The following is a 25,319-nucleotide window of genomic DNA, read 5'->3' on the forward strand; positions in this document are numbered from 1 at the left end:
AGACAGATACAAGGACAAAAGCACCGCTGAATGTGTGACAGGGCGTGCCAGCAGCCGGGGTTGATCGGCTATGCTTGCGCAGCGCACGGAACGTGAAACTGGCTCGGGACTCATGGATATCAAGTTCACCAATCGCCTGTCCTACAAGCAAGCCCGGCTGACAGTCCTTGTCGGCTTCATCCTGGGTACATTGCTCAGTCTCATCCAGATCGGTATCGATTATGCCAGTGAAGACGCCTCCATCAACCGCGAGATGCAGGCACTGCTGCAAATCAGCCACAACCCGGCCTCACGCATCGCTTACAACATCGACGCCGAACTGGCCCAGGAGCTGACCCGCGGCCTGCTGCAATCACCGGCGATCACCCGTGCCTGGCTGATCGACAACAACGAAACGGTCCTTGCCGATGTTCAGCGCCCACGCCAGGAAAGCAGCTACCGGCTGATCAGCGACTTCCTGTTCAGTGATTCGCGCCAGTTCCATGATCGACTGTTTCTCAGCCATATGCCTGACGAGTACCTCGGCACCCTGTACCTGGAGGTCGACACCTTTGCCTTCGGCAGCCGCTTTCTCAAGCGCGCCGAAGTCACCCTGCTCAACGGCTTCATGCGCAGCCTGATCCTGACCGGCATTCTTCTCGGTCTGTTCTACATCATGCTGACCCAGCCACTGGTGCGGGTCATCAGCGCCCTGAGCAACAGCGACTCACGCAACCCGGCACAATCCAAGCTGTCGTTTCCGCCGGGCCACGAGCACGACGAAATCGGCGTGCTGGTCAAAGTCGCCAACCAGCAGTTCGTCAGCATGGCCACCGAGATCCAGCAGCGGCGCAACGCCGAAAACCGCCTGACCGACTACCTCAACGAACTGGAGAACATCGTCTCGGCGCGCACCAACGAGCTCAAGGCCAGCAACACCCGCCTCAGCCAGTCCAACGAAGAGCTCGAAGAAGCCCGGCGCCGAGCGCTGGACATGGCCCAGGCCCGCGCAGCCTTCCTGGCCAACATGAGCCATGAGATCCGCACACCGCTCAACGGCCTGCTGGGCATGATCGCCCTGTCGCTGGACAGCTCGCTCAATGCCGAGCAACGCCAGCAACTGTCGATTGCCCACGACTCGGGCAAGGTACTGGTCGAGCTGCTCAACGATATTCTCGACCTGTCCAAATTCGATGCTGGGCAACTGGAGCTCGAACGCATTCCCTTCGACCTCGGCGCCCTGGTCGAAGACACGGCCAACCTGCTGTCACAAAATGCCGCGCCGAGTGTCGAACTGACCTGCCTGATCGATCCGCACTTTCCTTCGATGGTACTCGGCGACCCGACCCGAGTACGGCAGATCGTCAGCAACTTGCTGTCCAACGCCTTAAAGTTCACCCGCTTCGGCCGGGTCGATGTGCGCCTGAGCAGCTACCCCGGCGGGGTTCGCCTGGACGTCTGCGATACCGGTATCGGTATCCCCAGCGAAGCCCAGGTACGGATCTTCCAGCCCTTCACCCAAGCTGGCGCCGGCATCACCCGCCAGTATGGTGGCACCGGCCTGGGCCTAGCGCTGACCAATAACCTCTGTGAAGCCATGCAGGGTCGCTTGAGCATCAGCTCCGAAGCCGGCTTTGGTAGCCAGTTCAGCGCCGAACTGCCGCTGCCCAGCCATAGCGCGGCGGTACCTGCGCCCTCATTGCGCGGCAGCATTGCGGCAATCAGCAGTGCCAGTAGCGGCCTGGCCGAACTGCTGCAAACGCTACTGCCCAGCTGGGGCCTGGACTACCAGCGCTACGACAGCCCAGCGCAGCTTCACCACACCACCCCGGACCTGCTGATTACTGATGATCTGGACTGCCTGTTCAGCCTGCGCCCGCACATCAGTGCGCCAATTTTGCTGGTGACCGCCTACGGCAATTTTCTGCCCGGCGAACAGGCCGCGTACCTGGCGCCACTGCAGCAGCAGGCGCGACCACTGGCGCGCAATGCCCTGTACCAGACCCTGCGACGCACCTTGCACGGTGCCGACAGCATCAACCCGTCACCGCTCGATGGTGCCCAAGCCAGCGAACGCCGCGCGCGCATCCTGCTGGTCGAAGACAATCCGGTGAACCAATTGGTGGCCAAGGGCATGCTGGCCAAGCTCGGCTGCGAGGTCAGCGTCGCCGCCCATGGTGCCGAAGCCCTTGAGCAACTGGAGCAGGGGACGTTCGAGCTGGTGCTGATGGATTGCAACATGCCAGTGATGGATGGCTATGAGGCCAGCCGGCGTATTCGCCAGAGCGGCCGCTGGCCAGACCTGCCCATTGTCGCCCTGACCGCCAACGCCATGCCCGAAGAGCGCGAACGCTGCCGGGCGGCGGGCATGAGCGATTACCTGGCCAAACCGTTTCGCCGCGAAGAACTGCTGGCGTTGATCGACCACTGGGTACCGCTGACCGCTACCTGAGCAGCTTTTCGATCGAGCCAGTCAGGGCATCGGGCTTGGTGCTCGGCGCGTAGCGCGTGACCTTGCCGGTGGCCGGATCGAGCAGAAACTTGGTGAAGTTCCACTTGATCCGTTGCGATCCAAACAGACCCGGGGCGCGCTCTTTGAGTTCGACGAAGAGCGGATGGGCACGCTTGCCGTTGACCTCGATTTTGCGAAACAGCGGGAAGCTGACACCAAAATTGAGCTCGCAAAATTGCGCAATGGCCTGCGCATCGCCCGGTTCCTGCTTGCCGAACTGATTGCACGGAAAGCCCAGCACCACCAGCCCCTGCTCGCGATAACGCTGCCAGAGCTGCTCCAGGCCCTTGTACTGCGGGGTAAACCCGCACTGGCTGGCGGTATTGACCACCAGCAGCGCCTTGGCGGGGTAGTCGGCCAGGGCTTTTTGCTCGCCGTTGAGGGTAATGCAGGGAATCTTCAGCAGTGCGTCGGCCATGACCTTTCTCCTTTATTCAGCTTTATTCAGCGCGGCACCAGGTCCAGGCAGACCGAGTTGATGCAGTAGCGTAGCCCGGTCGGCGGCGGACCGTCAGGAAATACATGCCCCAGATGGGCGTCGCACGTGGCGCAGGTGACTTCGGTACGGATCATGCCGTGGGACGTGTCGCGGATCTCGATCATCGCGCTGTCGGCAATTGGCTCGTAGAAACTGGGCCAGCCACATCCGGAATCAAACTTGGCCTTTGAATCGAACAGCGCTTCGTTGCAGCAAATGCAATGGTAGACACCGTCGGTCTTGGTGCCATTGTACTTGCCACTGAACGGCCGCTCGGTGCCCTTCAGGCGACACACGTTATACTGCTCGGGATCGAGCATGGCGCGCCATTCTTCCAAGGTTTTCTCGAGTTTTTCCATCATCAGGCCTCATCTGTCCAAAAACCCCGCGCCATGGCTTTTCCACAGGGCGGGCGGCACGTATATTATTGCGCCTCATCAGGCATCAGTCTGGCACCCGCGTCACACGTAATTCAAACGTTTTCACCGCGCGTTGCGCGACGATCTTTTCTAATCGGGATCACATCATGCAGGTCAGCAAATCGAACAAGCTCGCCAATGTCTGCTATGACATTCGCGGCCCGGTGCTCAAGCACGCCAAACGCCTGGAAGAGGAAGGCCATCGCATCCTCAAGCTGAACATCGGCAACCCGGCGCCCTTTGGTTTCGAGGCGCCGGACGAAATCCTCCAGGATGTGATCCGCAACCTGCCGACCGCCCAGGGCTACAGCGACTCCAAAGGCCTGTTCAGCGCGCGCAAGGCGGTGATGCAGTACTACCAGCAAAAGCAGGTTGAAGGTGTCGGCATTGAAGACATCTACCTGGGCAACGGCGTCTCCGAGCTGATCGTGATGTCGATGCAGGCCCTGCTCAACAATGGTGACGAAGTGCTGATCCCGGCACCGGACTACCCGCTGTGGACCGCCGCGGTGAGCCTGGCCGGCGGTAACCCGGTGCACTACCTGTGCGACGAGCAGGCCGACTGGTTCCCGGACCTGGACGACATCAAGGCCAAGATCACCTCCAACACCAAGGCCCTGGTGATCATCAACCCGAACAACCCCACTGGCGCCGTGTACTCGCGTGAGCTGCTGCTGGGCATGCTGGAACTGGCCCGCCAGCACAACCTGGTGGTGTTCTCCGACGAGATCTACGACAAGATCCTCTATGACGAAGCCGTGCACATCAGCACCGCCTCACTGGCACCGGACCTGCTCTGCCTGACCTTCAACGGCCTGTCCAAGTCTTACCGGGTGGCGGGCTTCCGCTCCGGCTGGCTGGCCATCTCCGGGCCCAAGCTGCACGCCCAGAGCTACATCGAAGGCATCGACATGCTGGCCAACATGCGTCTGTGCGCCAACGTACCGAGCCAGCATGCCATCCAGACCGCCCTCGGTGGCTACCAGAGCATCAACGACCTGGTGCTGCCCCAGGGTCGTCTGCTGGAACAGCGCAACCGTACCTGGGAGCTGCTCAACAGCATTCCCGGGGTCAGCTGCGTCAAGCCCATGGGGGCGCTGTACGCCTTCCCGCGCATCGACCCGAAGGTCTGCCCGATCCACAACGACGAGAAGTTCGTCCTTGACCTTCTGCTCTCGGAAAAACTGCTGATCGTTCAGGGCACCGCCTTCAACTGGCCGTGGCCGGACCATTTCCGCGTGGTGACCCTGCCACGGGTCGATGACCTGGAGCAGGCCATTGGCCGTATCGGAAACTTCCTGAAGACATATCAGCAGTAACCTACAGTTGATATGGAATGGTCTGTACCGATCCAGGTAAAGGCCTTACAGACCAAGCATTTGGCCTTTTCATCACCCGCCGCTCTGGCGTGCGGGTTGATGGAACGCGCCTGCAATTCAGGCAAGTACACAGTTTGAAATAGTCGCCCGGTTGAATCACCGCAGCGCGCACCTTATATACCCCGCATACGTGACACTTTTATCCGTCAGGAGAACGTAACAACCATGATGCGCATCTTACTGTTTGTGGCCACCAACCTCGCGGTTGTGCTGATTGCCAGCATTACCCTGAGCCTGTTTGGCTTCAACGGGTTCATGGCGGCCAACGGCGTTGACCTCAAACTCGACCAACTGCTGATTTTCTGCGCGGTGTTCGGTTTTGCCGGCTCGCTGATCTCGCTGTTCATCTCCAAGTGGATGGCGAAGATGAGCACTGGTACCCAGATCATCAGCCAACCGCGCACCCGCCACGAACAATGGCTGCTGCAGACCGTCGAGGAACTGTCCCGCGAAGCCGGCATCAAGATGCCGGAAGTGGGCATCTTCCCAGCCTACGAGGCCAACGCTTTCGCTACCGGCTGGAACCGCAACGACGCTCTGGTAGCAGTCAGCCAGGGCCTGCTCGAGCGTTTTTCGCCCGATGAAGTGCGCGCCGTGCTGGCCCATGAAATCGGCCACGTGGCCAACGGCGACATGGTCACCCTCGCCCTGGTGCAGGGCGTGGTCAACACCTTCGTGATGTTCTTTGCCCGCATCATCGGCAACTTCGTCGACAAGGTGATCTTCAAGAACGAAGAAGGCCAAGGCATCGCCTACTACATCGCGACCATCGTCGCCGAACTGGTACTGGGCATCCTGGCCAGCACCATCGTCATGTGGTTCTCGCGCAAACGCGAGTACCGCGCCGACGAAGCCGGTGCACGCCTGGCCGGTACCAACGCGATGATAGGCGCCTTGCAGCGCCTGCGCTCGGAGCAAGGCGTGCCGGTGCACATGCCCGACACCCTCAACGCCTTCGGTATTAACGGCGGCCTGAAGCAGGGCCTGGCAGGCCTGCTGATGAGCCACCCACCACTGGAAGACCGTATCGAAGCCCTTCGTCGTCGCGGCTGATCGGTATCAGTCGTAAAAAAGGGCGACTTCGGTCGCCCTTTTGCGTTTCAACGCTGCAGGCGATAGACCTGCTCGAACAACTCCACCACCCCGGCCTGCTCGAACCTGGGGCTTTGACCAATAATGTCCTGGGCCTGCAATGCATGCGGTTGCCAAGCAGCAAACAGTCGCCGCGTTTCAGCATCCCCCACCGCAAAGGGCGGCCCATCGAGCTTCAGCTGATCGTAGTCCAGGGTAACCATCAAGCCCTTGCACGTCGGCGGCAGATTCGCCGTCAGCAGTGCGGCGTACCGCTCGCGCATGGCAGGCGGCAAGGCGATCAGCGCTGCGCGGTCGTACAGCCCGGTGCAGCTGGCCAGGTCCGTGGCGCTGAGGGCGAAGAAGTCGCCACACCAGATCTCCAGGCTGCCACTGCGGTAGACCTTGAAGGCGCCGCACTCATCAACCTGCGGCTGCAACTGCTGGCCACTGAAAAAATCTTCCACCGCACGCTGGGAAAGCTCAACCCCCAGCACCTGATGCCCCTGCCCGGCCAGCCAGGCCAGGTCCAGGCTCTTGCCACACAGAGGCACCAGCACCTTGCTGCCCTGCTCCAGCCCCAGCGCCGACCAGTGTTGTTGCAGGTGAGCATTGACCTGCCCCTGATGAAAGCCGATCTGATTGTCCGCCCAACGCTTGTGCCAGAACTCTGCCTGCATGAAACACCTCGAATTTTTCGATCGAATGATGCAAAAACTTATATTGGAATCCGATCATTGATCTGCCGGAAGATGAACCTATCTTAACCTCCAGGACCTAGCCCATGCTGCCCAGCCTGTTTATTTCTCACGGCTCCCCCATGCTTGCCCTCGAGCCCGGGGCCAGCGGCCCGGCCCTGGCGCGCCTGGCCGCAGAGCTACCACGACCCAAGGCCATCGTGGTGGTCTCGGCGCACTGGGAGAGCCGCGAGCTGTGGGTATCCTGCAATCCCCAACCGCAGACCTGGCATGATTTCGGTGGATTTCCCGCAGCTCTGTATGCCGTGCAGTATCCGGCGCCCGGCGAGCCAGGCCTGGCCGAACGCATTAAAGCCCTGCTAGACGTCGCCGACCTGCCTGCCGGCCTGGACGCCAAGCGCCCTTTCGATCATGGCGCCTGGGTCCCGCTGTCACTGATGTACCCGGCTGCAGACATCCCCGTGGTACAGGTTTCTCTCCCCAGCCAACGGGGCCCACAGCTGCAGGAGCGGGTGGGTCAGGCGTTGGCGCAATTGCGCAATGAAGGCGTTCTGCTGATAGGCTCGGGCAGCATCACCCACAACCTGCGCGAACTGGACTGGCAGGCGGGCCCGGAAAGCATTGAGCCCTGGGCCCTGGCCTTTCGCGACTGGATGATCGACAAGCTGACAGGCGACGACACCCCAGCCCTGCTTGACTACCGTCAGCAAGCACCCTTTGCAGTGCGCAACCATCCAAGTGATGAACACTTGTTGCCGCTGTACTTCGCCCGAGGTGCGGGCGGGCCGTTCAGTATTGCCCACCAGGGCTTCACGCTGGGGGCACTGGGGATGGATATCTATCGGTTCGGCTGATCCCGCCAGCTTTCATACAGGCAAAAAAAATCCCCGACTCAGTCGGGGATTTTTTTATCACTCGCGGATCAGTCTTCGCGGTAGCGGCGCAGCTTCAGCTGCTTGCCGGCAACACGAGTGTCCTTGAGCTTGGTCAGCAGACGCTCCAGACCTTCTTCCGGCAGCTCGACCAGGCTGAAGCTGTCGCGCACCTGGATGCGACCGATGGCTTCGCGGGCCAGGCCGCCTTCGTTGAGGATGGCGCCCAGCAGGTTCTTGGCGGCGATACCGTCACGCGCGCCCAGCGCGGTACGGCAGCGAGCACGACCTTCGCCCAACGGCATCGGTGCACGACGCTCACGCTCGCCACGCTCTGGACGGTCGCCAGTGCGCTCACGCGGGGCGGAGGTCGGAACCAGCGGCTGCTCTTTCTCCACCGCTTCCAGGGTCAGGGCCTGACCGTTGGTAGCCTTGCGCAGCAGGGCAGCGGCCAGGGCACGCGGGCTGCAACCGATGTCGGCAGTCAGACGATCCAGCAGGTCACCGTGGGTCGACTCAGCGTCAGCAACCAGCGGCGCCAGGCTGTTGGTCAGCTTCTTGATGCGTGCATCCAGAACCGCCTGGGCGTTCGGCAGGCGAACCTCAGCAACTTTCTGGCCAGTAACACGCTCGATCACCTGCAGCATGCGACGCTCACGCGGCGTTACCAGCAGCAGCGCACGGCCCTCGCGACCGGCACGGCCGGTACGGCCGATACGGTGAACGTAGGATTCCGGGTCGTACGGCATGTCGACGTTGAACACGTGAGTGATGCGCGGTACGTCCAGACCACGGGCAGCGACGTCGGTAGCAACGACGATGTCCAGGCGACCATCCTTGAGCGAGTCAATGACGCGCTCACGCTGGTTCTGGGCAATGTCACCGTTCAGCGCAGCGGCTTTGTAGCCTTTGGCTTCCAGGGCGCTGGCCAGGTCCAGAGTGGCTTGCTTGGTACGCACGAAAGCAATCAGCGCGTCGAACTCTTCCACTTCCAGCAGACGCAGGACAGCGGAGACCTTCTGGTCGGCATGGACCATGAGGTGAGCTTGCTCGATCGCAGTGACAGTCTGAGTCTTGGTCTGGATCTTGACGTGCTTCGGATCACGCAGGTGACGCTCGGCAATTGCGCGGATCGAAGCAGGCAGGGTCGCCGAGAACAGTACAGTCTGACGGGTTTCCGGCATGGCCTTGAAGATGACTTCGAGGTCGTCCATAAAGCCCAGCTTGAGCATTTCGTCAGCTTCGTCGAGCACCAGGTGGTTGACGGTCGCCAGGACCTTCTCGTCGCGACGCAGGTGGTCGCACAGACGGCCCGGGGTAGCAACGACGATTTGCGCGCCGTTACGGATAGCTTTCAGTTGTGGGCCCATTGGGGCACCACCGTATACGGCCACCACGGTTACGCCCGGCATTTGCTTGGCGTAGGTTTCGAAAGCGGTGGCTACTTGCAGCGCCAACTCACGGGTTGGCGCCAGGATCAGGGCTTGCGGCTCGCGCTTGCTCGGGTCAATGCGGTGCAGGATTGGCAGAGCGAAGGCAGCGGTTTTACCGGTACCTGTCTGCGCCTGACCGATCATGTCGTGACCTGCGAGAATAATCGGGATCGATTGCTGCTGAATGGCGGACGGCTCTTCGTAGCCGGTAGCCAGCACTGCAGCAACAATGCTCGGATGAAGTTCGAGAGCGGCGAAGCCGCCGGTTTCCTGGGTCATGGGTCTGCCTCTAAGTGCATCCGCAAAGACCCATGCTCCAAAGCTGCACATGCCTTGTAAGACCCGAAGGTCACCCTGGCAGCTTTGTCGGCGGGGATTTGCGAAAACGATTGAAGAAAAAAGGAACGTCAAGGAGAGTCCGCTTCGGCGGACGCGCAGCCGAAGCTGGCTTCGGGAAATTGCACTACCTTGAACGAGGTCTGGTAAAAGACCGGCGCGCACTATACCTGAATTCGCCATTCACGGGAGATTTTTTTAATGAAACACGCCAGCGCCAGGCCTCGTGACAGCGGGCCCGGAAAGATGGCGAAGCTGGCGGCTGAATCGATTTTCCGCCAGTGACACAGTGACGCGCCTCAGGACGCCGGACGAATCGCGCCGATCAGCGGTTGCAACGAGTAGCCCAACTGCGGTGCCAGCGCCTGCGCCCGGGCGCCGAGACCCGGCAGGTCAAGCTGCTGGTCGAGGTCGGCGGGCACCATGAGAATCACATTGCCCTCCTTGACCGGCAGTTCCCAGTAGTGGCGATGATACAGCCCGCGCAGCAACGCCGCGCCCAAAGGTTTGCCATCATCGCTGGCCCACTGGTTGATCACCAGCCAGCCACCGGGATTCAGACGCTTCTGGCAATCTTCAAGAAAACGCCAGGCCAGGTGCGCAACGCCAGGGCCGTGATCGGTGTACAGATCGACAAAGATCAGATCGGCAGATTCGGCGCTTTCCAGCAACTCCATGGCATCGCCAATGCGTATATACAGACGCGGGTCATCGTCCAGGCCCATGTACTCGATGGCCAGACGTGGCACATCCGGGCGCAGCTCGATGGCCTCGACGTCTTCGAGCGGCAGGAACTTCAGGCAGGCTTGAGTCAGGGTGCCGGCACCCAGGCCCAGAAACAGCGCGCTTTCCGGTTCGGCATGGGCCAGCGCGCCAATCAACATGGCCCGGGTGTAGTCGTACTCCAGCCAGCTGGGGTCGGCGGTGAACACGCAGCTCTGCTCGATCGCCTCGCCGAACTCGAGAAAGCGATAGTCATCGACCTCCAGCACACTGATGGTGCCGTATTGATCATGCACCTGGGCCAGCACCCGCTCCACCCGTTGCTCTGTCATGTTGTCTCCCGGCAAGCCCGCTGTGCCAAGCAAAAAACCGCCATTGTCCGCGAACAGCGCCAGTGCAACAAGGCACGCGGCAACTGTTAACATGGCAAACAGCCCTTTTCCGACCAGATCGAGCCCGTGATGAACCACCCTTGGAGTCCTGACAGCTGGCGCGCCCTGCCGATCCAGCAACAACCGAGCTACCCTGATGCGGCCCACCTGCTCAAGGTAGAGCAGACGCTGGCCAGCTATCCGCCGCTGGTGTTTGCCGGCGAAGCCCGGGAACTGCGTCGGCAGTTTGCCGAAGTGACCGAGGGCCGTGCATTCCTGTTGCAAGGGGGCGATTGCGCCGAAAGCTTTGCCGAGTTCTCCGCAGCAAAAATTCGCGACACCTTCAAAGTATTGCTGCAGATGGCCATTGTCATGACCTTTGCCGCCGGCTGCCCGGTGGTCAAGGTCGGGCGCATGGCCGGGCAGTTCGCCAAACCGCGTTCGACGGGTGATGAAACCATTGGTGCAATCACCCTGCCGGCTTACCGTGGCGATATCGTCAATGGCATCGGTTTCGACGAGAAGAGCCGCATCCCCGACCCCGAACGCCTGCTGCAGGCCTATCACCAATCCACCGCCAGCCTTAACCTCTTGCGCGCCTTTGCCCAGGGCGGTTTTGCCGACTTGCACCAGGTGCACAAATGGAACCTGGACTTCATTGCCAATTCGGCCCTGGCGGAAAAATACAGCCAGCTGGCCGATCGCATCGACGAGACCCTGGCCTTCATGCGCGCCTGCGGCCTGGACAGTTCGCCGCAATTGCGCGAAACCAGTTTTTTCACCGCCCACGAAGCGCTGCTGCTCAACTACGAAGAAGCCTTCGTGCGTCGTGACAGCCTGACCAACGACTATTACGACTGCTCGGCGCACATGCTCTGGATTGGCGATCGCACGCGCCAGCTCGATGGTGCGCATGTCGAATTCCTGCGCGGGGTCAATAACCCGATCGGAGTCAAGGTCGGTCCGAGCATGAACACCGACGAGCTGATCCGCCTGATCGACGTGCTCAACCCGGACAACGACCCGGGGCGCCTCAACCTGATCGTGCGCATGGGCGCGAGCAAGGTTGGCGAACACCTGCCAGCACTGATCCGCAGCGTCGAACGCGAAGGCCGCAAGGTGCTATGGAGCTCTGACCCGATGCACGGCAACACGATCAAAGCCAGCACCGGCTACAAGACTCGCGATTTCGCCCAGATCCTCAGCGAGGTCAAGCAGTTCTTCCAGGTGCACCAGGCCGAGGGCAGTCATGCCGGTGGTATCCATATCGAGATGACCGGACAGAACGTCACCGAATGCATCGGCGGCGCACGTCCCATCACCGAAGACGCGCTCTCGGACCGTTATCACACCCATTGCGACCCACGGATGAACGCCGACCAGTCGCTGGAACTGGCCTTCCTGATTGCCGAGACGCTCAAGCAAGTACGTCGCTGAAGTTGCTGCGGGCCAACGCCACGCGCAAGCGTGCGGCGCTGGCCCGCGGGCAGTTCAACTGCACCTCGGCCAGGCCCAGCCAGCTGGCCATGCGGTGCAGGCTGGCGGCCAGGGCCTGCATGCCTGCTTCATCCAGCCCCAGCGACTCTTCATGCACTGCATGTATGGCCAGACGATCATTGGCGCGCTCGGCACGCAGATCGACCCGCGCGGCAATACGTTCGTTGTGCAGGAACGGCAACACGTAGTAGCCGTACACGCGCTTGTGCGCTGGGGTGTAGATCTCCAGCCGGTAGCGAAAATCGAACAGCCGCTCGGTGCGCTCGCGCTCCCACACCAGCGAATCAAAGGGCGAAAGCAAGGCGCTGGCGCTCACCTTGCGCGGTACCCGTGGCGATCCCAGGCAGTACCCGGGCTGGGTCCAACCTTGTACTGCACAGACCTGCAACGTCCCCTCCTCGACCAGCTCGGCCAGCCGTGCACGGCTGTCACCGGGGGCCAGGCGAAAGTAGTCACGCAAGTCCTTCTCGGTGGCCACTCCCAACGCCGCAGCGGCATGTACCAGCAGCCCGCACTGAGCCTCGGCCTCCGTCATCGGCGGCGACTCAAGCAAGGCCGCTGGCAGCACCCGTTCAGGCAAATCGTACAGACGCTCGAAACCGCGGCGCCCGGCGACATTGACCAATCCTGCGGCAAACAACCACTCCAGTGCGTGCTTCTCGGCGCTCCAGTCCCACCAGGGCCCGGCGCGCTCCTGGCGGGTCGACAGGCTGCCAGCGCCCAAGGCGCCCTGCTCGCTCACTGCCGCCAGCACCCGAGCGATCGTCGGTTGCTGCTCACGGGCAAAACGCGCCAGCTGTTGATAAATACCCTGGCCCTGACGCGCACGGTCCATGCGCCAGCGCAGCAGTGGATATAGCTCCAGCGGCAGCAGCGAAGCCTCATGGCCCCAGTACTCGAAGAGTTTGCGTTGACGGTTGCTACCCCAGGCCAGTTGATCGAGCAACGCCTGTGGATAGCTGCCGAGACGGGAAAACAGCGGAAGGTAATGAGAACGCACCAGGGCATTGACCGAGTCGATCTGCACCACACCCAGTCGATCGATCATCCGTTTCACCTGCGCAGCACTGCTCGCAAGGCTTGTTTGCCGGTTGTGGAAACCTTGTGCGGATAACGCCAGGCGGCGTGCCTGGGCCAGGGAAAGGGACTGTGTGGTGGGCATGCCCGGCTCCTTGTGAACAAGCCCACTTACACTAGTCGTGGCACCTCGATGATGCGACTCATTTTTTCAGGGGGTCGTCCCAGAATGGCCGCTCCACCTCTCGCAGGATATCCGCCCGGCTCAGGCCAATATCGTCCAGCGCCGCGTCGCTCAGACGCGCCAGTTCGCGGCGCTCGCGGTGCAGTTGGCGCCAGCGCATCAGATGCTCGGCCACCGAGTGCGTGAAGTGCACAAACCAGCCGTGCCGGGACGTCGAGTACTGCAGAACAAACGATTTCTGACCTTTCATCGTCTTACCCTCTTGGTTGGGATGACGACAGTGTCAGACCGGGCATAAGATCAATCCAACGAATGTTTCTTATGTAATACATCTAGGAGATTGATGCCTTGTCCCAATACCAGAGTATCGATTCCGACGTGCTGCGCACCTTCGTGGCCATTGCCGAACACGGTGGTTTTACCCGTGCCGGTGAAGTGGTCAACCGTACTCAGTCGGCGGTGAGCATGCAGATGAAGCGCCTGGAGGAAGACATCATCCAGCGCCAGTTGTTCGAGCGTGATGGCCGCCAGGTGCGTCTGACTGCCGAGGGTCAGGTGCTACTCGGCTATGCCCGGCGCATCCTCAAGTTGCACAGCGAGGTGTTCAATACCCTACGCATGCCGCACATGGTCGGCGTGGTGCGCATCGGCACCCCGGACGACTACGCCATGCGTTTTTTACCCGGCATCCTTTCCAGCTTCGCCCAGGCCTATCCGCTGATTCAGGTCGAGGTGCATTGCGACAGTTCGCGGCAGTTGATGCAACGCCAGGACCTGGACCTGACCATCATCACCCGCGAGCCGGGCAACGAAATCGGCAAGTTGCTGCGCCGCGAGCGCGCGGTATGGGTGCAGGCTCAGGGCTTCTGCCCTCACGAGCACACCCCCCTGCCACTGGCGATGTTCAATTGCGATTGCTACTGCCGGACCTGGGCCTGCAATGCCCTGGATGCCATCGAGAAGGAGTACCGGATCGCCTACACCAGTGCCAGCACCGCGGCGATCATGGCCGTGGTCAGTGCCGGTCTGGCCGTCACTGCGCAACTGCAGAGCCTGATCACCAGCGATTTGCAGATCATTGGCGAAGCCGAGGGCCTTCCACCCTTGCCCACCGCCAGCATCATGCTGCTGCGCAATCGCACCACGCAGTCGGAAATGACCGACAGCCTGGCCGACTACATCATTGAAGGCTTCAGATCTTGAAGGCCAGCATCACTGCACAGAGCACCAGAAAGCCGCAAAACAACGAGCGCAGGACTTTTTCCGGCAGCGCGTGAGCCAGTTTCACCCCCCAACTGATGCTCAGCAGGCCACCGACAGCCAGCGGTATACCCATGCTCCACTGCACATGCTGATGCACCGCGTAGGTCAGCAAGGTGACAGCGGTACTGGGGGCGGCCAACGCCAGTGACAAACCCTGGGCGACCACCTGAGTCGTGCCAAACACGCTGGTCAGCACGGGCGTGGCAACCACCGCCCCACCCACGCCGAACAGCCCACCCAAAACCCCGGCGCCGCTGCCCAGCACGCCCAGCCATGGCCAGGGCTGACGCAGTTCAGCCGAAGGCTGGGCACTGCTCATGAACATCCGCGCCAGGTTCCAGGCCGCCAGCGCCACCAGAAACAGCACGAAGCCCAAGCGCATGGCCTGGGCATCGACCCCCACCGCCCAGACCGAACCCAGCCAGGCAAAGGCGAAGCTGGTCACGGCAAGAGGCAGTGCATGCTTGAGCTCGATGCGATTGCGCTGGTGGTAGCGCCAGAGCGCCAGCAACACATTGGGCACCACCATCACCAACGCCGTGCCCTGAGCCAATTGCTGGTCCAGTCCGAACAGTACCCCCAATGCAGGAATCGCAATCAGTCCGCCACCGATGCCGAACAACCCGCCCACCGTGCCCAGTGCCGCGCCCAGCGCTATGTACATCGCCCACTCGATCATTGCCGTTTCTCTGGAATATCAATGGCTGCATGCTACCGAGTGGGTGCTAGCGGGGAAACGCACAGCAACGCACAATGGCTGTGCCATTTACGCAAAAGCAGAAGGCCCCATGAATCCCGATGCCCTGACCGAACAACTCAGCCTGTTCCTTGATGTACTGGAAACCGGCAGCTTTTCCGCCACCGCCCGCCGTCATCCACTGACGCCTTCGGCGGTGGCCCGACGCATCGACAGCCTGGAAAGCGCGGTTGGCAGCCGCCTGTTCGTGCGCAGCACCCATGCAGTGCGCCCAACACCGGCCGGCAATGCCTTTGCCGAACGCGCCCGGCGTATCGTCGAGGAGCTGCGCCTGGCACGTGCCGAAGCGGTGTCGTTGAGCAATGCCCCTGAAGGCCTGATCCGAATCGACGCCCCGGCCGCCTTTGGCCGCCGTCATCTGGCGCCTGCCATCGCCGACTTCCTGGTGGCCTACCCCGGGCTGGATGTACAACTGCGCCTGATCGACAGTTTTGTCGACCTGCACGGCTCGCACCTGGGTGAAGTCGACCTGGTGCTGCGCGCCGGCCCTCTGGCCGATACCCGCCTGGTGGCCACACCACTGGCCTACATGGTCCGTATAGCCTGCGCCAGCCCCGTTTACCTGGCCCAGCGCGGCATTCCTGCAAGCCCCACGCAATTACCCGAACACGACGGCCTGGACTGGGACGGCCTGGCCCCGCCCTTCGCCTGGCGCTTTGCGGTACAAGGGCAGATGCGCCTGTATCGACCAACGCGCATGCGCATGAGCGCCAACAACGCCGAGACCTTGCTGTTCGGTGCGCTGGCAGGCCTGGGCATCGCCCACCTGCCCACCTGGTTGATCAGCGAGTACCTGTTGCGCGGCGAACTGCTGCCGCTGTTCTGTGACGACGGCCTGCCCAGCGCCGAAAGCAGCGGCATCTATGCCCTGCGCCTGGAACATGAAACGAACTCTCGCAGCCGTTTGCTGCTCGAATTCCTCAAGAGTCGCTTCAGCCCTGTTCCACCCTGGGACTTGGCGCTGCAGAGCGAGCTGCGCTGGCAGTAAGTGCGCTAATGACTTGCGTGCTAAATTTGTACCACTCAACCCACTCAAGGATGTGCATGAACACCGACCCGAAAGCACCTGTTGCCTGCGACGAACTGCTCCTGGACAACCAGGTGTGCTTCGCCCTGCACTCCACATCACTGCTGATGACCAAGGTATACAAGCCACTGTTGCAGCAGCTCGGACTGACGTACCCACAGTACTTGGCGATGCTGGTCCTATGGGAACGAGATGGTTTGACCGTAGGAGAGATCAGTCAGCGCCTACTCACCGATCCGGGTTCACTGACGCCATTGCTCAAGCGACTGGAAGCCGAGGGTCTGCTCAAGCGCACCCGTAGCCACGCAGATGAACGGGTCGTGCTGGTGCAACTGAGCGAACAGGGCCGCGCCCTGCAAGCCCGGGCCAAAGACGTGCCCCCCTGCATTCTGGCCGCCAGTGGCGAGAACCTCGAACGTCTGCAACAACTGCAGGCCGACTTGCTGGCACTGCGCGCCAACCTGCAAAAAAGCCTCTAGGCGCTATGCTCATAGATGACCGTTGGTAGGTCAGCCGAAAAATTATCTTGCGCACTAAATAATTGCGCGCTAATTTAATTTCCATACCCACTCAGCGCCACGGCGCCACTCTCAAGCGAGGCTCAACATGCAAAAGGTCACTCCGCTTTACATCGCCGAAGCCAAATCCACCGGTGGCCGCGACGGTGGTTCGCGCGCAAGCGACGGCAAACTGGAAGTCAAGCTGAGCACTCCCAAGGAGTTGGGCGGCGCAGGTGGTGACGGCACCAACCCCGAGCAACTGTTTGCCGCCGGCTACTCGGCCTGCTTCATCGGCGCCCTGAAGTTTGTTGCCGGCCAGGAGAAAAAAGCCCTGCCCGCTGACAGCTCGATCACCGCCAAGGTTGGCATTGGCCAGATTCCGGGTGGTTTCGGCCTGGATATCGACCTGCACATCGACCTGCCAGGTCTTGCGCAGGCAGAGGCACAAAAGCTGGTCGAGGCCGCTCACCAGGTCTGCCCGTACTCCAACGCTACCCGTGGCAATGTCGACGTACGCCTGCACGTCACTGTCTGATCGACAAACACCAGGCATAAAAAAACCCGGCCAAGGCCGGGTTTTTCGATTTCGCAGCAATGCCAGGCTTAGGACTTGGCACGGCCCTTGTAGGAGCCGCCGTCGCGAGTGTCGATCTCGATCATGTCGTCGATTTCGATGAAGTCAGCAACGCTCAGCTCGGTGCCGTTGCTCAGCTTGGCAGGCTTCATGACCTTGCCAGAAGTGTCGCCACGGGCGGAACCTTCGGTGTAGGCAACTTTACGAACGATGGTGGTCGGCAGATCAACCGAAACCAGACGCTCTTCGAAGAACACAGCTTCGCAGACGTCAGTCATGCCTTCTTCGATGAACGGCAGAACGGCCTCGATGTCTTCGGCGTTCAGCTCGTACATGGTGTAGTCAGTGGTGTCCATGAAGGTGTAGGTGTCACCATTGATGAACGACAGGGTCGCTTCTTTGCGATCCAGGATCACGTCGTCCAGCTTGTCGTCGGCCGAGTAGACGGTTTCAGTCTTGTAGCCGGTCAGCAGGTTCTTCAGCTTGGTCTTCATGATCGCGCTGTTACGGCCCGACTTGGTGAATTCAGCCTTCTGAACCAGCCATGGATCGTTGTCGATACGGATCACGGTACCGGGTTTCAGTTCTTTACCAGTTTTCATTGCGATATATCCGAATTTGGATGGATTTACAAAAATCGAGGCCGCATATCATAGCCAATTTCGGTAAAACTGTACCAGCGCCGTGGCAAGGTCCGGCTGAGCGGCCTGTACCGCGCTCCAGCGGTGGGCGTGGCAGTCCAGTTCGTCCCAGTGCGCCAGCAACTGTTGCCAGGCCTGGCCCATGTCGTTGTCCATGTTCCAGCCACGCCACAATTGCACCAGTGCTGCGGCAGCCGGAGCAGACAAACCCTGGACATACAGATCGAGAAACGCTTCGAGTTTCTCCCAGTGGGCGTACTCTTCCTGCACATAGATATGCCAGAGCAGCGGCCGTGCAGCCCATTGCGCACGGACGAAGGAATCTTCGCCACGCACCGCATTGAAGTCGCAGCACCACAGCAGACGGTCATAATCATCCTGGCTGACGAAAGGCAGGATTTGCACGGTCAGTGCTCCCCGTCGAGCAATGCTGCCCACCGTCAGCACCTGCTCGCCGAGCCAGTCCTTGACGTCGCCCAGGACCCGGCCTTCAGGCACCAGCAAGTGATTGGCACGGCTGTCACCAGCCAGGGCATCCAGCCAGCTGGCCACGCCGGGGTTTTCGTAGGCGAACAGTGAAATCAGTCGAGCGTTATGCTCAGGCACTATGCCTAGCCCCTGCAAAAAACCGTTGCGTACGGCCGGGTCCGACTGCAGCGCGTCGCGCCGTGACAGTAAATCCGCTTCACGCAGCAAGCCGCCGGTTTTCGGGGTAAAGCCTGGAAAGAAAAATACCTTGCGCAAGCCATTGGGCTGGGGCGACGGCAAACCATGGCAACCTTCGACCCAGTCCTCGGCGCTGAGGTAGTCCAGGTTCAGCCACAGCGGCGCACGGGGTTGTTCGAGCATGCCCTGCACATAGGCTGGCGGCAGCTGGCAGGCGAATGCACCAATGACTACATCAGCTACAGCCGTGTCCTGCCACTGGGTGGGCCATTGTCGTACATCCACACCCTGCTGCCATTGCTGGGCGGCATCGGTCTGGGCCTCGGGACAGATACGCACGAACGCCTTCAGGTCATCCACCCACAAGCGCACCGCAAGCCCCTGCTCGGCCACCAGTTGCCGGGCCAGGCGCCAGGTCACGCCGATGTCGCCGTAGTTGTCGACGACACAACAGAAGATGTCCCAGTGCGCTTTCATCGCGGCCCCTTGGAAAAAGCGCCGATTGTCCGGGTAAATCATCGCAGACAAAAGCATGGCAGGTAAAAAATCCATGCGACCATGCGACAATGGCAACCCCTGCCCTGGCCAGGAGGCCATCATGCCCCGCCCTCGCGAATTGAAGATCACCCTCAAGCCGCTGCAACTGATCCTGTGTATCGCCCTGGGCCTGTGGCTTGGCGCGCTAGCCATTGCCCTGAGCCTGTGGCTGGCCGAACGCCAGTGGCCACAGACGCTGCAGCCAATCAGCCAGGTGCTTGCGCCGCCTGCCGCGACCCCGGCAGCAACAGATCCGCAGCAGCAGATGTTCGAGCACTACAAGCAGATCCTGCGCAAACAGGAAGTGCAACAGGCCCAGGAGCAAGTGCAAGGCAACCCGCGCAACCTGTCCAACCCCAAGTGCCAGTTCTGGCTGCAACAGGACCGCACCGCGCCGAGCGAAAAAAGCCGCGCCCTCGTTCTCGAATTCTGCAACTGACACCATGACCAAAGCCGACCTGCTGCAACGCATCATCGACACCCTGAGCCTTGATCTGGACGTCGCCCAGCGCGCGGCGCAAACCGCCTATGAAGCAGCCACTGCCAAAGAGAACATCGCCGAAAACAAGTACGACACCCTGGGCCTGGAGGCTTCGTACCTGGCCACCGGCCAAGCCCGGCGCATGGAGGAGATCCGCCAGGCGCGGGCGGCGTACCAGCAGTTGCTGCTACGCGACTATGACCCGCAGCGCGGCATTCAGGTCAGCAACCTGGTGACCCTGGAGGCCGATAATGGCAGTTGCCAGCGGCTGTTCCTCGGCCCCGAAGGCGCGGGGTTGAAGATTGGCCAGGGCGAACAACTGGTCACGGTGATCACCCCGCGCTCGCCACTGGGGCAGCATTTGCTTGGCAAGGTTGAAGAGGATGAGGTCAGCCTGGTGCTGGGCGGGGTGCCACAGCGTTACTACATCCTCGAGGTTCTGTGATCGGGAAGGCTGCGCCTTCCATCGCTGGCAAGGCCAGCTCCCACAATGGCCTGCATTTACCCTTCCTGTGGGAGCCGGCCTTGCCGGCGATGGGCTGCGCAGCAGCCCCTATTCAAAGTGAACCCAACGCATCAAACCGCTGTGCCAGCCCCTGCCGGGCAAACTGTTCGATGACAAAGTCGACAAAGGCCCGGGTCTTGCCCGGCAGCAATTTATGCTCGGCGTAGTACAGCGAGATATTGCCGTCATCCACATACCAGTCCGGTAACACCCGCTGTAGCCGGCCAGCCTGCAGGTACGGCACGGCAAACGGCATGCTTACCAGCGCCACGCCCAGCCCCTGCTCCGCCGCCGCACAGGCGGCTTCCGAATCACTCATGGTCATGCGCAAACGCAGGCTCAGAGGGCTCTGCTCCCGCTCGCGACTGGTCAGCGGCCAGGAGCGCACGCGCCCAGTCTGCGGTGATCGAATGAGGATGCCATCGAGCGCGTGCAAATCGGCGGGCTGAGTAATCGGCGGATGCTCCTGCAAATATGCCGGCGCCGCCACCAGGATCCGGTGCGCCGGGGTCAGCTTGCGCGCCACCACCCCTTGAGGCAGATCGAAGCCGCCACCAATGGCCGCATCAAAGCCCTGGCCGATCAGGTCGACCTGGCGGTTGTCGAAATGCCAGTCCGGGCTGATCGCCGGGTAGCGGTGCAGAAATTCTGCGAGCAGTGGCACGATGTACAAGCGGCCAAATACCGTGCCCATGCTCACTTTCAAGGTGCCGGCCGGCTGCCCTTCGGCACTGGCCAGATTGGCCACGGCATACTGGATGGTCTGAAAGCTCGCGGCCACCTCCGCAAGAAAACGCTGCCCGGCCTCGGTCAGGGTCAGGCGCCGGGTACTGCGCTGGAACAAGCGCACACCCAGGCGCGCTTCCAGACGCGCGACGTTCTTGCCCACCGCCGCCGGGGTCAGGCTCAGGCGCCGCGCCGCTTCGGCAAAGCTGCCGACTTCGGCGCTGCGAACAAAACACTCGATGCTGCTGAACGACTCCACTGCGGCGATTCCATACTTCTGGTTTACACAGACTATAGCGATTAGTGGCTACCGGCAGGGTAATCTGCGGCCGATACTGAGCGTCATCCAAGGCATCCGGCCTTGTTCTTTCGGGAGCACAGCATGTCGACCCAATCCAGCCTGCACGGGAAAACAGCCCTGATCCAGGGCGGTTCGCGCGGTATCGGCGCCGCCATCGTCAAACGCCTGGCCGCCGAAGGCGCCCGTGTCGCCTTCACCTACGCCAACGCCACCGAGCAGGCCGATGCGTTGCAGCGCAGCATCATCGCCGCCGGCGGCAAGGCTCTGGCGATCAAGGCCAATAGCGCCGATGCCAGTGCCGTGCAGCAGGCAGTGCAAGACACGGTCGAGGCTTTCGGTGGCCTGGATATCCTGGTCAACAATGCCGGGGTACTGGCAGTCGGGCCGCTGGCGGACTTCAGCCTGGAGGACTTCGACCGTACTTTGGCGGTGAATGTGCGCAGCGTCTTCGTCGCCACCCAAGCCGCCGCCCGGCACATGAGCCAGGGCGGTCGGATCATCAACATTGGTAGTACCAACGCCGAGCGCATGCCCTTCGCAGGCGGCGGCCCCTATGCCATGAGCAAGTCGGCACTGGTCGGCCTGACCCGTGGCCTGGCCCGTGATCTCGGACCGCTGGGCATCACCATCAACAACGTCCAGCCCGGCCCGGTGGACACCGAAATGAACCCGGCCCAGGGCGAATTCGCCGAAAGCCTGATGAGTTTGATGGCAGTGGGCCGTTACGGCCATGTCGACGAAATCGCCAGCTTCGTCGCTTACCTGGCCGGCCCCGAGGCGGCCTACATTACCGGCGCCAGCCTGACCATCGATGGCGGCTTCGCTGCCTGAGGTCGGTCAATGACACTCCCGGCCTGCCAGGCGCTGTTCAATCAACTGGACAAAGGCCCTGGCGGCCGGGGTCGGGTGCGTCGACCAGATCGCATACACGTGTCGTACCGGCGCATCCTCGAGCGCGACCACCGCCACGCCGTTGAAGCTGTTGGCGATCCGCGCCGGCACCAGGCCGACGGCCAGGCCACGCTTGGCGAATTTTTCCACCAGGCGGATATTGGTCATTTCGAACTGCACCCGATGGCGTACCCCGGCGGCGGCAAAGGCCTCGTCGGTTTGCCGACGGGCACCGCTACCAGCCGGAAAATCCACCAACGGCTGTGCTTGCAGATCGGCCAGGGACAAGCGCGCCGCACCCGCCAAAGGATGCTCAGCGGCCATCACCGCCACCAACTGTTCTTCGGCCAGCAGGCGGTGCTCGACACCGTCCAGTCGCTCGCCTGGCCAGACCCCGATAAAGCCCACGTCCAGCCGCCGCTCGCGCACATCGGCAATCAACAGTTCGCTCTTGGCCATCAGCCAGCGGATATCCACCCGTGGGTGCTGAGCATGAAAATCGGCCAGCAGATCGACCAGGTCCAGTTCGGTCAGCGAGGTAATCTCGCCGACGGACAATTGCCCGCGCACCTCACCACAGGCTGCGGCCACATCCTCGGCAATCCGCCGGGTAGCTTCCAGCGCGGGCCGGGCGCTGTGCACGAAGGCTTCGCCCGCCGGAGTCAGGCGCACGCGCCGCGAACTGCGCTCGAACAGGCTGACGCCAAGGGTCTCTTCGAGCCGGGCAACCTGATGGCTCAAGGCCGACTGCACCACATGGCAACGCTCGGCGGCGCGGGTGAAGCTGCCGGTATCGGCCACCGCCAAGGCATACTCAATCTGCTTGAGGTTCATGGATTGATCTATTTTCAAGATGGATAGAATGAAAACGATACATTGGCGTCATGCTAGCGCATTTCCGATACTGTCACTTCCCCACTGCCACTGATCGAGACGGTCCATGACCTCTTCCAGCCACACCCTGAGCCGCGGCCTGATTCTGCTGATGGCGACCGCCACCGGCCTTGCCGTCGCCAGTAACTACTATGCACAACCCCTGCTGCACAGCATCGCCGAACACTTCGGCCTGACCACCGCCAGTGCCGGGGCCATCGTCATCGCTGCGCAACTGAGCTACGGCGCCGGGCTGTTGCTGCTCGCGCCACTGGGCGATTTGTTCGAGCAACGCAAGCTGATCGTCAGCATGATTGCCATCAGCACCCTGGGCCTGTTGATCAGCGCCTTTTCGCCAAGCCTGGCGTGGCTGCTGATCGGCACCACCCTCACCGGCCTGTTTTCAGTGGTTGCCCAGGTGTTGGTGCCCATGGCGGCTGGCCTGAGCGACCCCTCGCAACGCGGACGGGTGGTCGGCACCCTGATGACTGGGCTGCTGCTGGGCATTCTGCTGGCGCGCACGGCCGCAGGTTTCATGGCCGAGCTGGGCAACTGGCGCAGCATCTACCTGCTGGCGGCGGCATTGATGGGGCTGTCGGCGATCGCCTTGTTCCGCGCCCTGCCCGAGCGCCATCAGCATGCCGGGCTGAGCTATCCGGCGCTGCTGGGTTCGGTGTTTCGCCTGTTCATCGATGAGCCGATCCTGCGTTTGCGCTCGTTGCTGGGCCTGTTGTCGTTCAGCCTGTTCGCCTTGTTCTGGACGCCGCTGGCGTTTCTGCTGTCAGCCGAGCCATACCACTACTCCGATGCGGTGATTGGCCTGTTCGGCCTGGCCGGTGCCGCCGGCGCCCTGTCGGCCAACTGGGCCGGACGCCTGGCCGACCGTGGCAAAGGCCCGCTAGGCACCACGGTGGGTTTGCTGGCGCTGCTACTCTCCTGGCTGCCGCTGGCCTTTGCCCAGTCGTCGCTGGTGGCATTGCTGGCCGGTGTGCTGTTGCTCGACCTTGCTGTGCAACTGGTCCACGTGAGCAACCAGAACGCCGTGATTGCCCTGCGCCCGGAAGCCCGCAACCGCCTGAATGCCGGCTACATCACCTGCTACTTCATCGGCGGCGCACTTGGCTCGTTGCTGGGCACGCAACTGTTCCAGCGTTATGGCTGGGACGGCATCGTCGTCGCCGGGCTGAGCATCGGCGCCCTGGCCGTGCTGGTCTGGGGCCTGGCCGAACGCCAACGCGCCGTGCGCCTGGGTACCGCCTAACGGCGCACAAAGGCCTCATCGACCTGGGCCAGGTGCTCTTCGCGCAAGGTCCCGGCGTAGTAATGCAGCTTGATCCAGGCCAGCAGGTAATCGTAGCGGGCCTGGGCCAGGTCACGGCGAGTGGTCGCCAGTTGCTGCTCGGCATTGAGTACATCGAGGTTGACCCGCTCGCCCCCCAGTACACTCTGGCGCGTCGATTGCACCAGCGCCTGGGCTGAGGTCAGCGCCCGCTCATAGGCCTTCAGGCGGCTGACGCCGGACTGACAGGCGTTGTACTGACGGCGCAGCTCGATCAGGGTTGCCCGGGTGCTGCCGTCCAGTTCGTACTCGGCCTGTTCCAGGTTGCGGCTGGCCTGACGGGTGGCCGCCGACACCCCACCGCCGGCAAACAGCGGCAGGCTGACTTCGATGCCAATGGTGTTGGTGTCGTAGCGCTGGTTGTAGGTGTTGCCACTGTCCGATTGCATCTGCCGCGAAGTGGCGTAGGCGGATACCTTGGGCAGGTGGCCTGCGCGGTTGCGCTCCACTTCGAACCCGGCCACTTCCAGGGCCTGGCGCTGGGACGCCAGTTGCGGGTTGTTGGCCAGGGCCAGATCATGCCAGGCCTCATAGGTCGCAGGTTGCAGCGTCAGCAGAGTAAAACCGTCGTTTAGCGGCGCCAGCTCTTCGATCAACGCTGCGGGCTCGCCGATCAGCGCGCCCAACTCACGCAGGGCCGCATCCTGATCATCACGCGCCTGGATTTCCTCGGCGTCGGCCAGCTCAAAGCGGGCCTGGGCTTCGAGGATGTCGGTACGGGTGCCCTCGCCCTGCTGGAACAGTTGCTGGTTCTGCTGGAACTGCTGCTGATAAGCCTGCTTGCTGGCAACGCTGATACTGATCTGGTCCTGAGCGAACAACGCCTGGGTGTAACTGCTCATCACCCGCACCAACAGCTCCTGGCTTTTACCGCGAAACTCCTCGTCGGCAAACAGTGCCTGGGCCACACCCTTGCGGTAGTTGGCATAGGCCTCGTAGTCGAGCAAGGGCTGCTGGAGGATGAAGGTCGAGCCGTAGCTGTTGTAGCGGCGGTCCTCATCCTCGCGCCGCGAATCGCCAAGGTAACGGGCTTTTGAATCGTTGCGGCCCTTGTTGTAGTTGTACGACAGGTTCGGCAGCAAGCCGGCGCGCCCAATGGCGCGGTTTTCCTGCCCGGCTTCGCGAGCCTTGAGCGCGCCAAGGAACACTGGGTCCTTGTGCAGCGCCTGTTCATACACCTGAAACGGCCCCATGGTCTGCGCGTGCGCACCTGTTGTCAGGGCGAACGCCGCCAGCAGCCCGGTCATCAAGCTTTTCATGCACGGACTT

At 61.9% G+C, this 25,319-nt stretch carries 26 protein-coding genes; 13 read left to right on the forward strand and 13 right to left on the reverse strand.

Going from position 1 to position 25,319, the window contains the following annotated elements; genetic code table 11:
* The first annotated feature begins 70 nt into the window (after nucleotides 1-70).
* Nucleotides 71-2,431 (forward strand): response regulator, encoded by a 2,361-nt coding sequence (locus tag M5G17_RS14345; RefSeq protein ID WP_273893553.1) that lies wholly within the window; start codon nucleotides 71-73, stop codon nucleotides 2,429-2,431.
* Here the strand turns inward: M5G17_RS14345 and M5G17_RS14350 are convergent.
* Both M5G17_RS14350 and msrB read right to left on the reverse strand, forming a co-directional pair.
* On the reverse strand, nucleotides 2,424-2,909 hold the full coding sequence (locus M5G17_RS14350; protein ID WP_273893554.1) for a glutathione peroxidase: 486 nt from the start codon (nucleotides 2,907-2,909) through the stop codon (nucleotides 2,424-2,426). The genes M5G17_RS14345 and M5G17_RS14350 overlap by 8 nt on opposite strands.
* A 26-nt stretch (nucleotides 2,910-2,935) precedes the next feature.
* Nucleotides 2,936-3,328 (reverse strand): peptide-methionine (R)-S-oxide reductase MsrB, encoded by a 393-nt coding sequence (gene msrB, locus M5G17_RS14355; protein WP_273893621.1) that lies wholly within the window; start codon nucleotides 3,326-3,328, stop codon nucleotides 2,936-2,938.
* A gap of 167 nt (nucleotides 3,329-3,495) precedes the next feature.
* On the opposite strand from msrB, the gene M5G17_RS14360 reads away from it, so the two are divergent.
* Nucleotides 3,496-4,707: a pyridoxal phosphate-dependent aminotransferase gene (locus M5G17_RS14360; RefSeq protein ID WP_130265683.1), complete on the forward strand. Its 1,212-nt coding sequence runs from the start codon at nucleotides 3,496-3,498 to the stop codon at nucleotides 4,705-4,707.
* A 225-nt stretch (nucleotides 4,708-4,932) separates the two neighbouring features.
* The gene (gene htpX, locus M5G17_RS14365) at nucleotides 4,933-5,820 is read left to right on the forward strand and encodes a protease HtpX (RefSeq protein WP_273893555.1); all 888 of its coding nucleotides are present in this window, start codon (nucleotides 4,933-4,935) and stop codon (nucleotides 5,818-5,820) included.
* A 47-nt stretch (nucleotides 5,821-5,867) separates the two neighbouring features.
* On the opposite strand, the gene M5G17_RS14370 is transcribed toward htpX, so the two are convergent.
* Nucleotides 5,868-6,518, reverse strand: coding sequence for a thiopurine S-methyltransferase (locus M5G17_RS14370; protein ID WP_273893556.1), 651 nt, complete (start codon nucleotides 6,516-6,518; stop codon nucleotides 5,868-5,870).
* Nucleotides 6,519-6,622: 104 nt separating this feature from the next.
* On the opposite strand from M5G17_RS14370, the gene M5G17_RS14375 reads away from it, so the two are divergent.
* Nucleotides 6,623-7,390 carry a DODA-type extradiol aromatic ring-opening family dioxygenase gene (locus M5G17_RS14375; protein ID WP_273893557.1) on the forward strand — a complete coding sequence of 256 codons (768 nt, stop codon included), beginning with the start codon at nucleotides 6,623-6,625 and terminating at the stop codon, nucleotides 7,388-7,390.
* 68 nt (nucleotides 7,391-7,458) lie between these two features.
* Here the strand turns inward: M5G17_RS14375 and M5G17_RS14380 are convergent, their stop codons facing one another.
* Together M5G17_RS14380 and M5G17_RS14385 are read right to left on the reverse strand one after the other, a co-directional pair.
* A complete protein-coding gene (locus tag M5G17_RS14380) occupies nucleotides 7,459-9,120 on the reverse strand; it encodes a DEAD/DEAH box helicase (protein ID WP_476453925.1) in 1,662 nt (553 codons plus the stop codon).
* Between the two features lie 356 nt (nucleotides 9,121-9,476).
* On the reverse strand, nucleotides 9,477-10,232 hold the full coding sequence (locus M5G17_RS14385; RefSeq protein ID WP_273893558.1) for a spermidine synthase: 756 nt from the start codon (nucleotides 10,230-10,232) through the stop codon (nucleotides 9,477-9,479).
* Nucleotides 10,233-10,361: 129 nt separating this feature from the next.
* On the opposite strand from M5G17_RS14385, the gene M5G17_RS14390 reads away from it, so the two are divergent.
* Complete coding sequence (locus tag M5G17_RS14390) at nucleotides 10,362-11,708, forward strand: class II 3-deoxy-7-phosphoheptulonate synthase (RefSeq protein WP_273893559.1); 1,347 nt, start codon at nucleotides 10,362-10,364, stop codon at nucleotides 11,706-11,708.
* Here the strand turns inward: M5G17_RS14390 and M5G17_RS14395 are convergent.
* Nucleotides 11,689-12,930, reverse strand: coding sequence for a winged helix-turn-helix domain-containing protein (locus M5G17_RS14395; RefSeq protein ID WP_273893560.1), 1,242 nt, complete (start codon nucleotides 12,928-12,930; stop codon nucleotides 11,689-11,691). The genes M5G17_RS14390 and M5G17_RS14395 overlap by 20 nt on opposite strands.
* Nucleotides 12,931-12,988: 58 nt before the next feature.
* On the reverse strand, nucleotides 12,989-13,219 hold the full coding sequence (locus M5G17_RS14400) for a DUF1127 domain-containing protein (RefSeq protein WP_273893561.1): 231 nt from the start codon (nucleotides 13,217-13,219) through the stop codon (nucleotides 12,989-12,991).
* A gap of 98 nt (nucleotides 13,220-13,317) precedes the next feature.
* Between M5G17_RS14400 and M5G17_RS14405 the strand changes: the two genes are divergently transcribed.
* Nucleotides 13,318-14,172, forward strand: coding sequence for a LysR family transcriptional regulator (locus tag M5G17_RS14405; RefSeq protein WP_273893562.1), 855 nt, complete (start codon nucleotides 13,318-13,320; stop codon nucleotides 14,170-14,172).
* Here M5G17_RS14405 and M5G17_RS14410 read toward each other — a convergent pair.
* Complete coding sequence (locus M5G17_RS14410; RefSeq protein ID WP_273893563.1) at nucleotides 14,162-14,911, reverse strand: sulfite exporter TauE/SafE family protein; 750 nt, start codon at nucleotides 14,909-14,911, stop codon at nucleotides 14,162-14,164. The two genes, M5G17_RS14405 and M5G17_RS14410, sit on opposite strands and share 11 nt — an antisense overlap.
* 109 nt (nucleotides 14,912-15,020) lie before the next feature.
* Here M5G17_RS14410 and M5G17_RS14415 point away from each other — a divergent pair, with 109 nt between their 5' ends.
* From M5G17_RS14415 to M5G17_RS14425, 3 genes are all read left to right on the forward strand, one after another.
* On the forward strand, nucleotides 15,021-15,977 hold the full coding sequence (locus M5G17_RS14415; RefSeq protein WP_273893564.1) for a LysR family transcriptional regulator: 957 nt from the start codon (nucleotides 15,021-15,023) through the stop codon (nucleotides 15,975-15,977).
* Nucleotides 15,978-16,033: 56 nt separating this feature from the next.
* Entirely contained in the window at nucleotides 16,034-16,495 is a 462-nt protein-coding gene (locus M5G17_RS14420; RefSeq protein WP_130265695.1) for a MarR family winged helix-turn-helix transcriptional regulator, read from the forward strand.
* 127 nt (nucleotides 16,496-16,622) lie between these two features.
* Complete coding sequence (locus M5G17_RS14425) at nucleotides 16,623-17,051, forward strand: organic hydroperoxide resistance protein (RefSeq protein ID WP_273893565.1); 429 nt, start codon at nucleotides 16,623-16,625, stop codon at nucleotides 17,049-17,051.
* Between the two features lie 68 nt (nucleotides 17,052-17,119).
* Here the strand turns inward: M5G17_RS14425 and M5G17_RS14430 are convergent, their stop codons facing one another.
* A complete protein-coding gene (locus M5G17_RS14430) occupies nucleotides 17,120-17,692 on the reverse strand; it encodes an elongation factor P (RefSeq protein ID WP_273893566.1) in 573 nt (190 codons plus the stop codon).
* Between the two features lie 48 nt (nucleotides 17,693-17,740).
* Nucleotides 17,741-18,874 carry an elongation factor P maturation arginine rhamnosyltransferase EarP gene (earP, locus tag M5G17_RS14435; protein ID WP_273893567.1) on the reverse strand — a complete coding sequence of 378 codons (1,134 nt, stop codon included), beginning with the start codon at nucleotides 18,872-18,874 and terminating at the stop codon, nucleotides 17,741-17,743.
* 121 nt (nucleotides 18,875-18,995) lie between these two features.
* On the opposite strand from earP, the gene M5G17_RS14440 reads away from it, so the two are divergent.
* Entirely contained in the window at nucleotides 18,996-19,373 is a 378-nt protein-coding gene (locus M5G17_RS14440; RefSeq protein ID WP_273893568.1) for a hypothetical protein, read from the forward strand.
* Between the two features lie 4 nt (nucleotides 19,374-19,377).
* The gene (locus M5G17_RS14445) at nucleotides 19,378-19,860 is read left to right on the forward strand and encodes a GreA/GreB family elongation factor (protein WP_273893569.1); all 483 of its coding nucleotides are present in this window, start codon (nucleotides 19,378-19,380) and stop codon (nucleotides 19,858-19,860) included.
* A 112-nt stretch (nucleotides 19,861-19,972) separates the two neighbouring features.
* On the opposite strand, the gene M5G17_RS14450 is transcribed toward M5G17_RS14445, so the two are convergent.
* Nucleotides 19,973-20,905, reverse strand: coding sequence for a LysR family transcriptional regulator (locus tag M5G17_RS14450; protein WP_273893570.1), 933 nt, complete (start codon nucleotides 20,903-20,905; stop codon nucleotides 19,973-19,975).
* A 123-nt stretch (nucleotides 20,906-21,028) separates the two neighbouring features.
* On the opposite strand from M5G17_RS14450, the gene M5G17_RS14455 reads away from it, so the two are divergent.
* On the forward strand, nucleotides 21,029-21,778 hold the full coding sequence (locus tag M5G17_RS14455) for a 3-oxoacyl-ACP reductase family protein (RefSeq protein WP_273893571.1): 750 nt from the start codon (nucleotides 21,029-21,031) through the stop codon (nucleotides 21,776-21,778).
* Between the two features lie 6 nt (nucleotides 21,779-21,784).
* On the opposite strand, the gene M5G17_RS14460 is transcribed toward M5G17_RS14455, so the two are convergent.
* Nucleotides 21,785-22,672 (reverse strand): LysR family transcriptional regulator, encoded by an 888-nt coding sequence (locus M5G17_RS14460; RefSeq protein WP_273893572.1) that lies wholly within the window; start codon nucleotides 22,670-22,672, stop codon nucleotides 21,785-21,787.
* A gap of 106 nt (nucleotides 22,673-22,778) precedes the next feature.
* Between M5G17_RS14460 and M5G17_RS14465 the strand changes: the two genes are divergently transcribed.
* Nucleotides 22,779-23,972 carry an MFS transporter gene (locus M5G17_RS14465; RefSeq protein WP_273893573.1) on the forward strand — a complete coding sequence of 398 codons (1,194 nt, stop codon included), beginning with the start codon at nucleotides 22,779-22,781 and terminating at the stop codon, nucleotides 23,970-23,972.
* Here M5G17_RS14465 and M5G17_RS14470 read toward each other — a convergent pair.
* Entirely contained in the window at nucleotides 23,969-25,309 is a 1,341-nt protein-coding gene (locus M5G17_RS14470) for a TolC family outer membrane protein (RefSeq protein WP_273893574.1), read from the reverse strand. The genes M5G17_RS14465 and M5G17_RS14470 overlap by 4 nt on opposite strands.
* Nucleotides 25,310-25,319 lie beyond the last annotated feature (10 nt).

It is taken from the genome of Pseudomonas rubra, from assembly GCF_028656935.1.
Taxonomy (GTDB): Bacteria; Pseudomonadota; Gammaproteobacteria; order Pseudomonadales; family Pseudomonadaceae; genus Aquipseudomonas; species Aquipseudomonas rubra.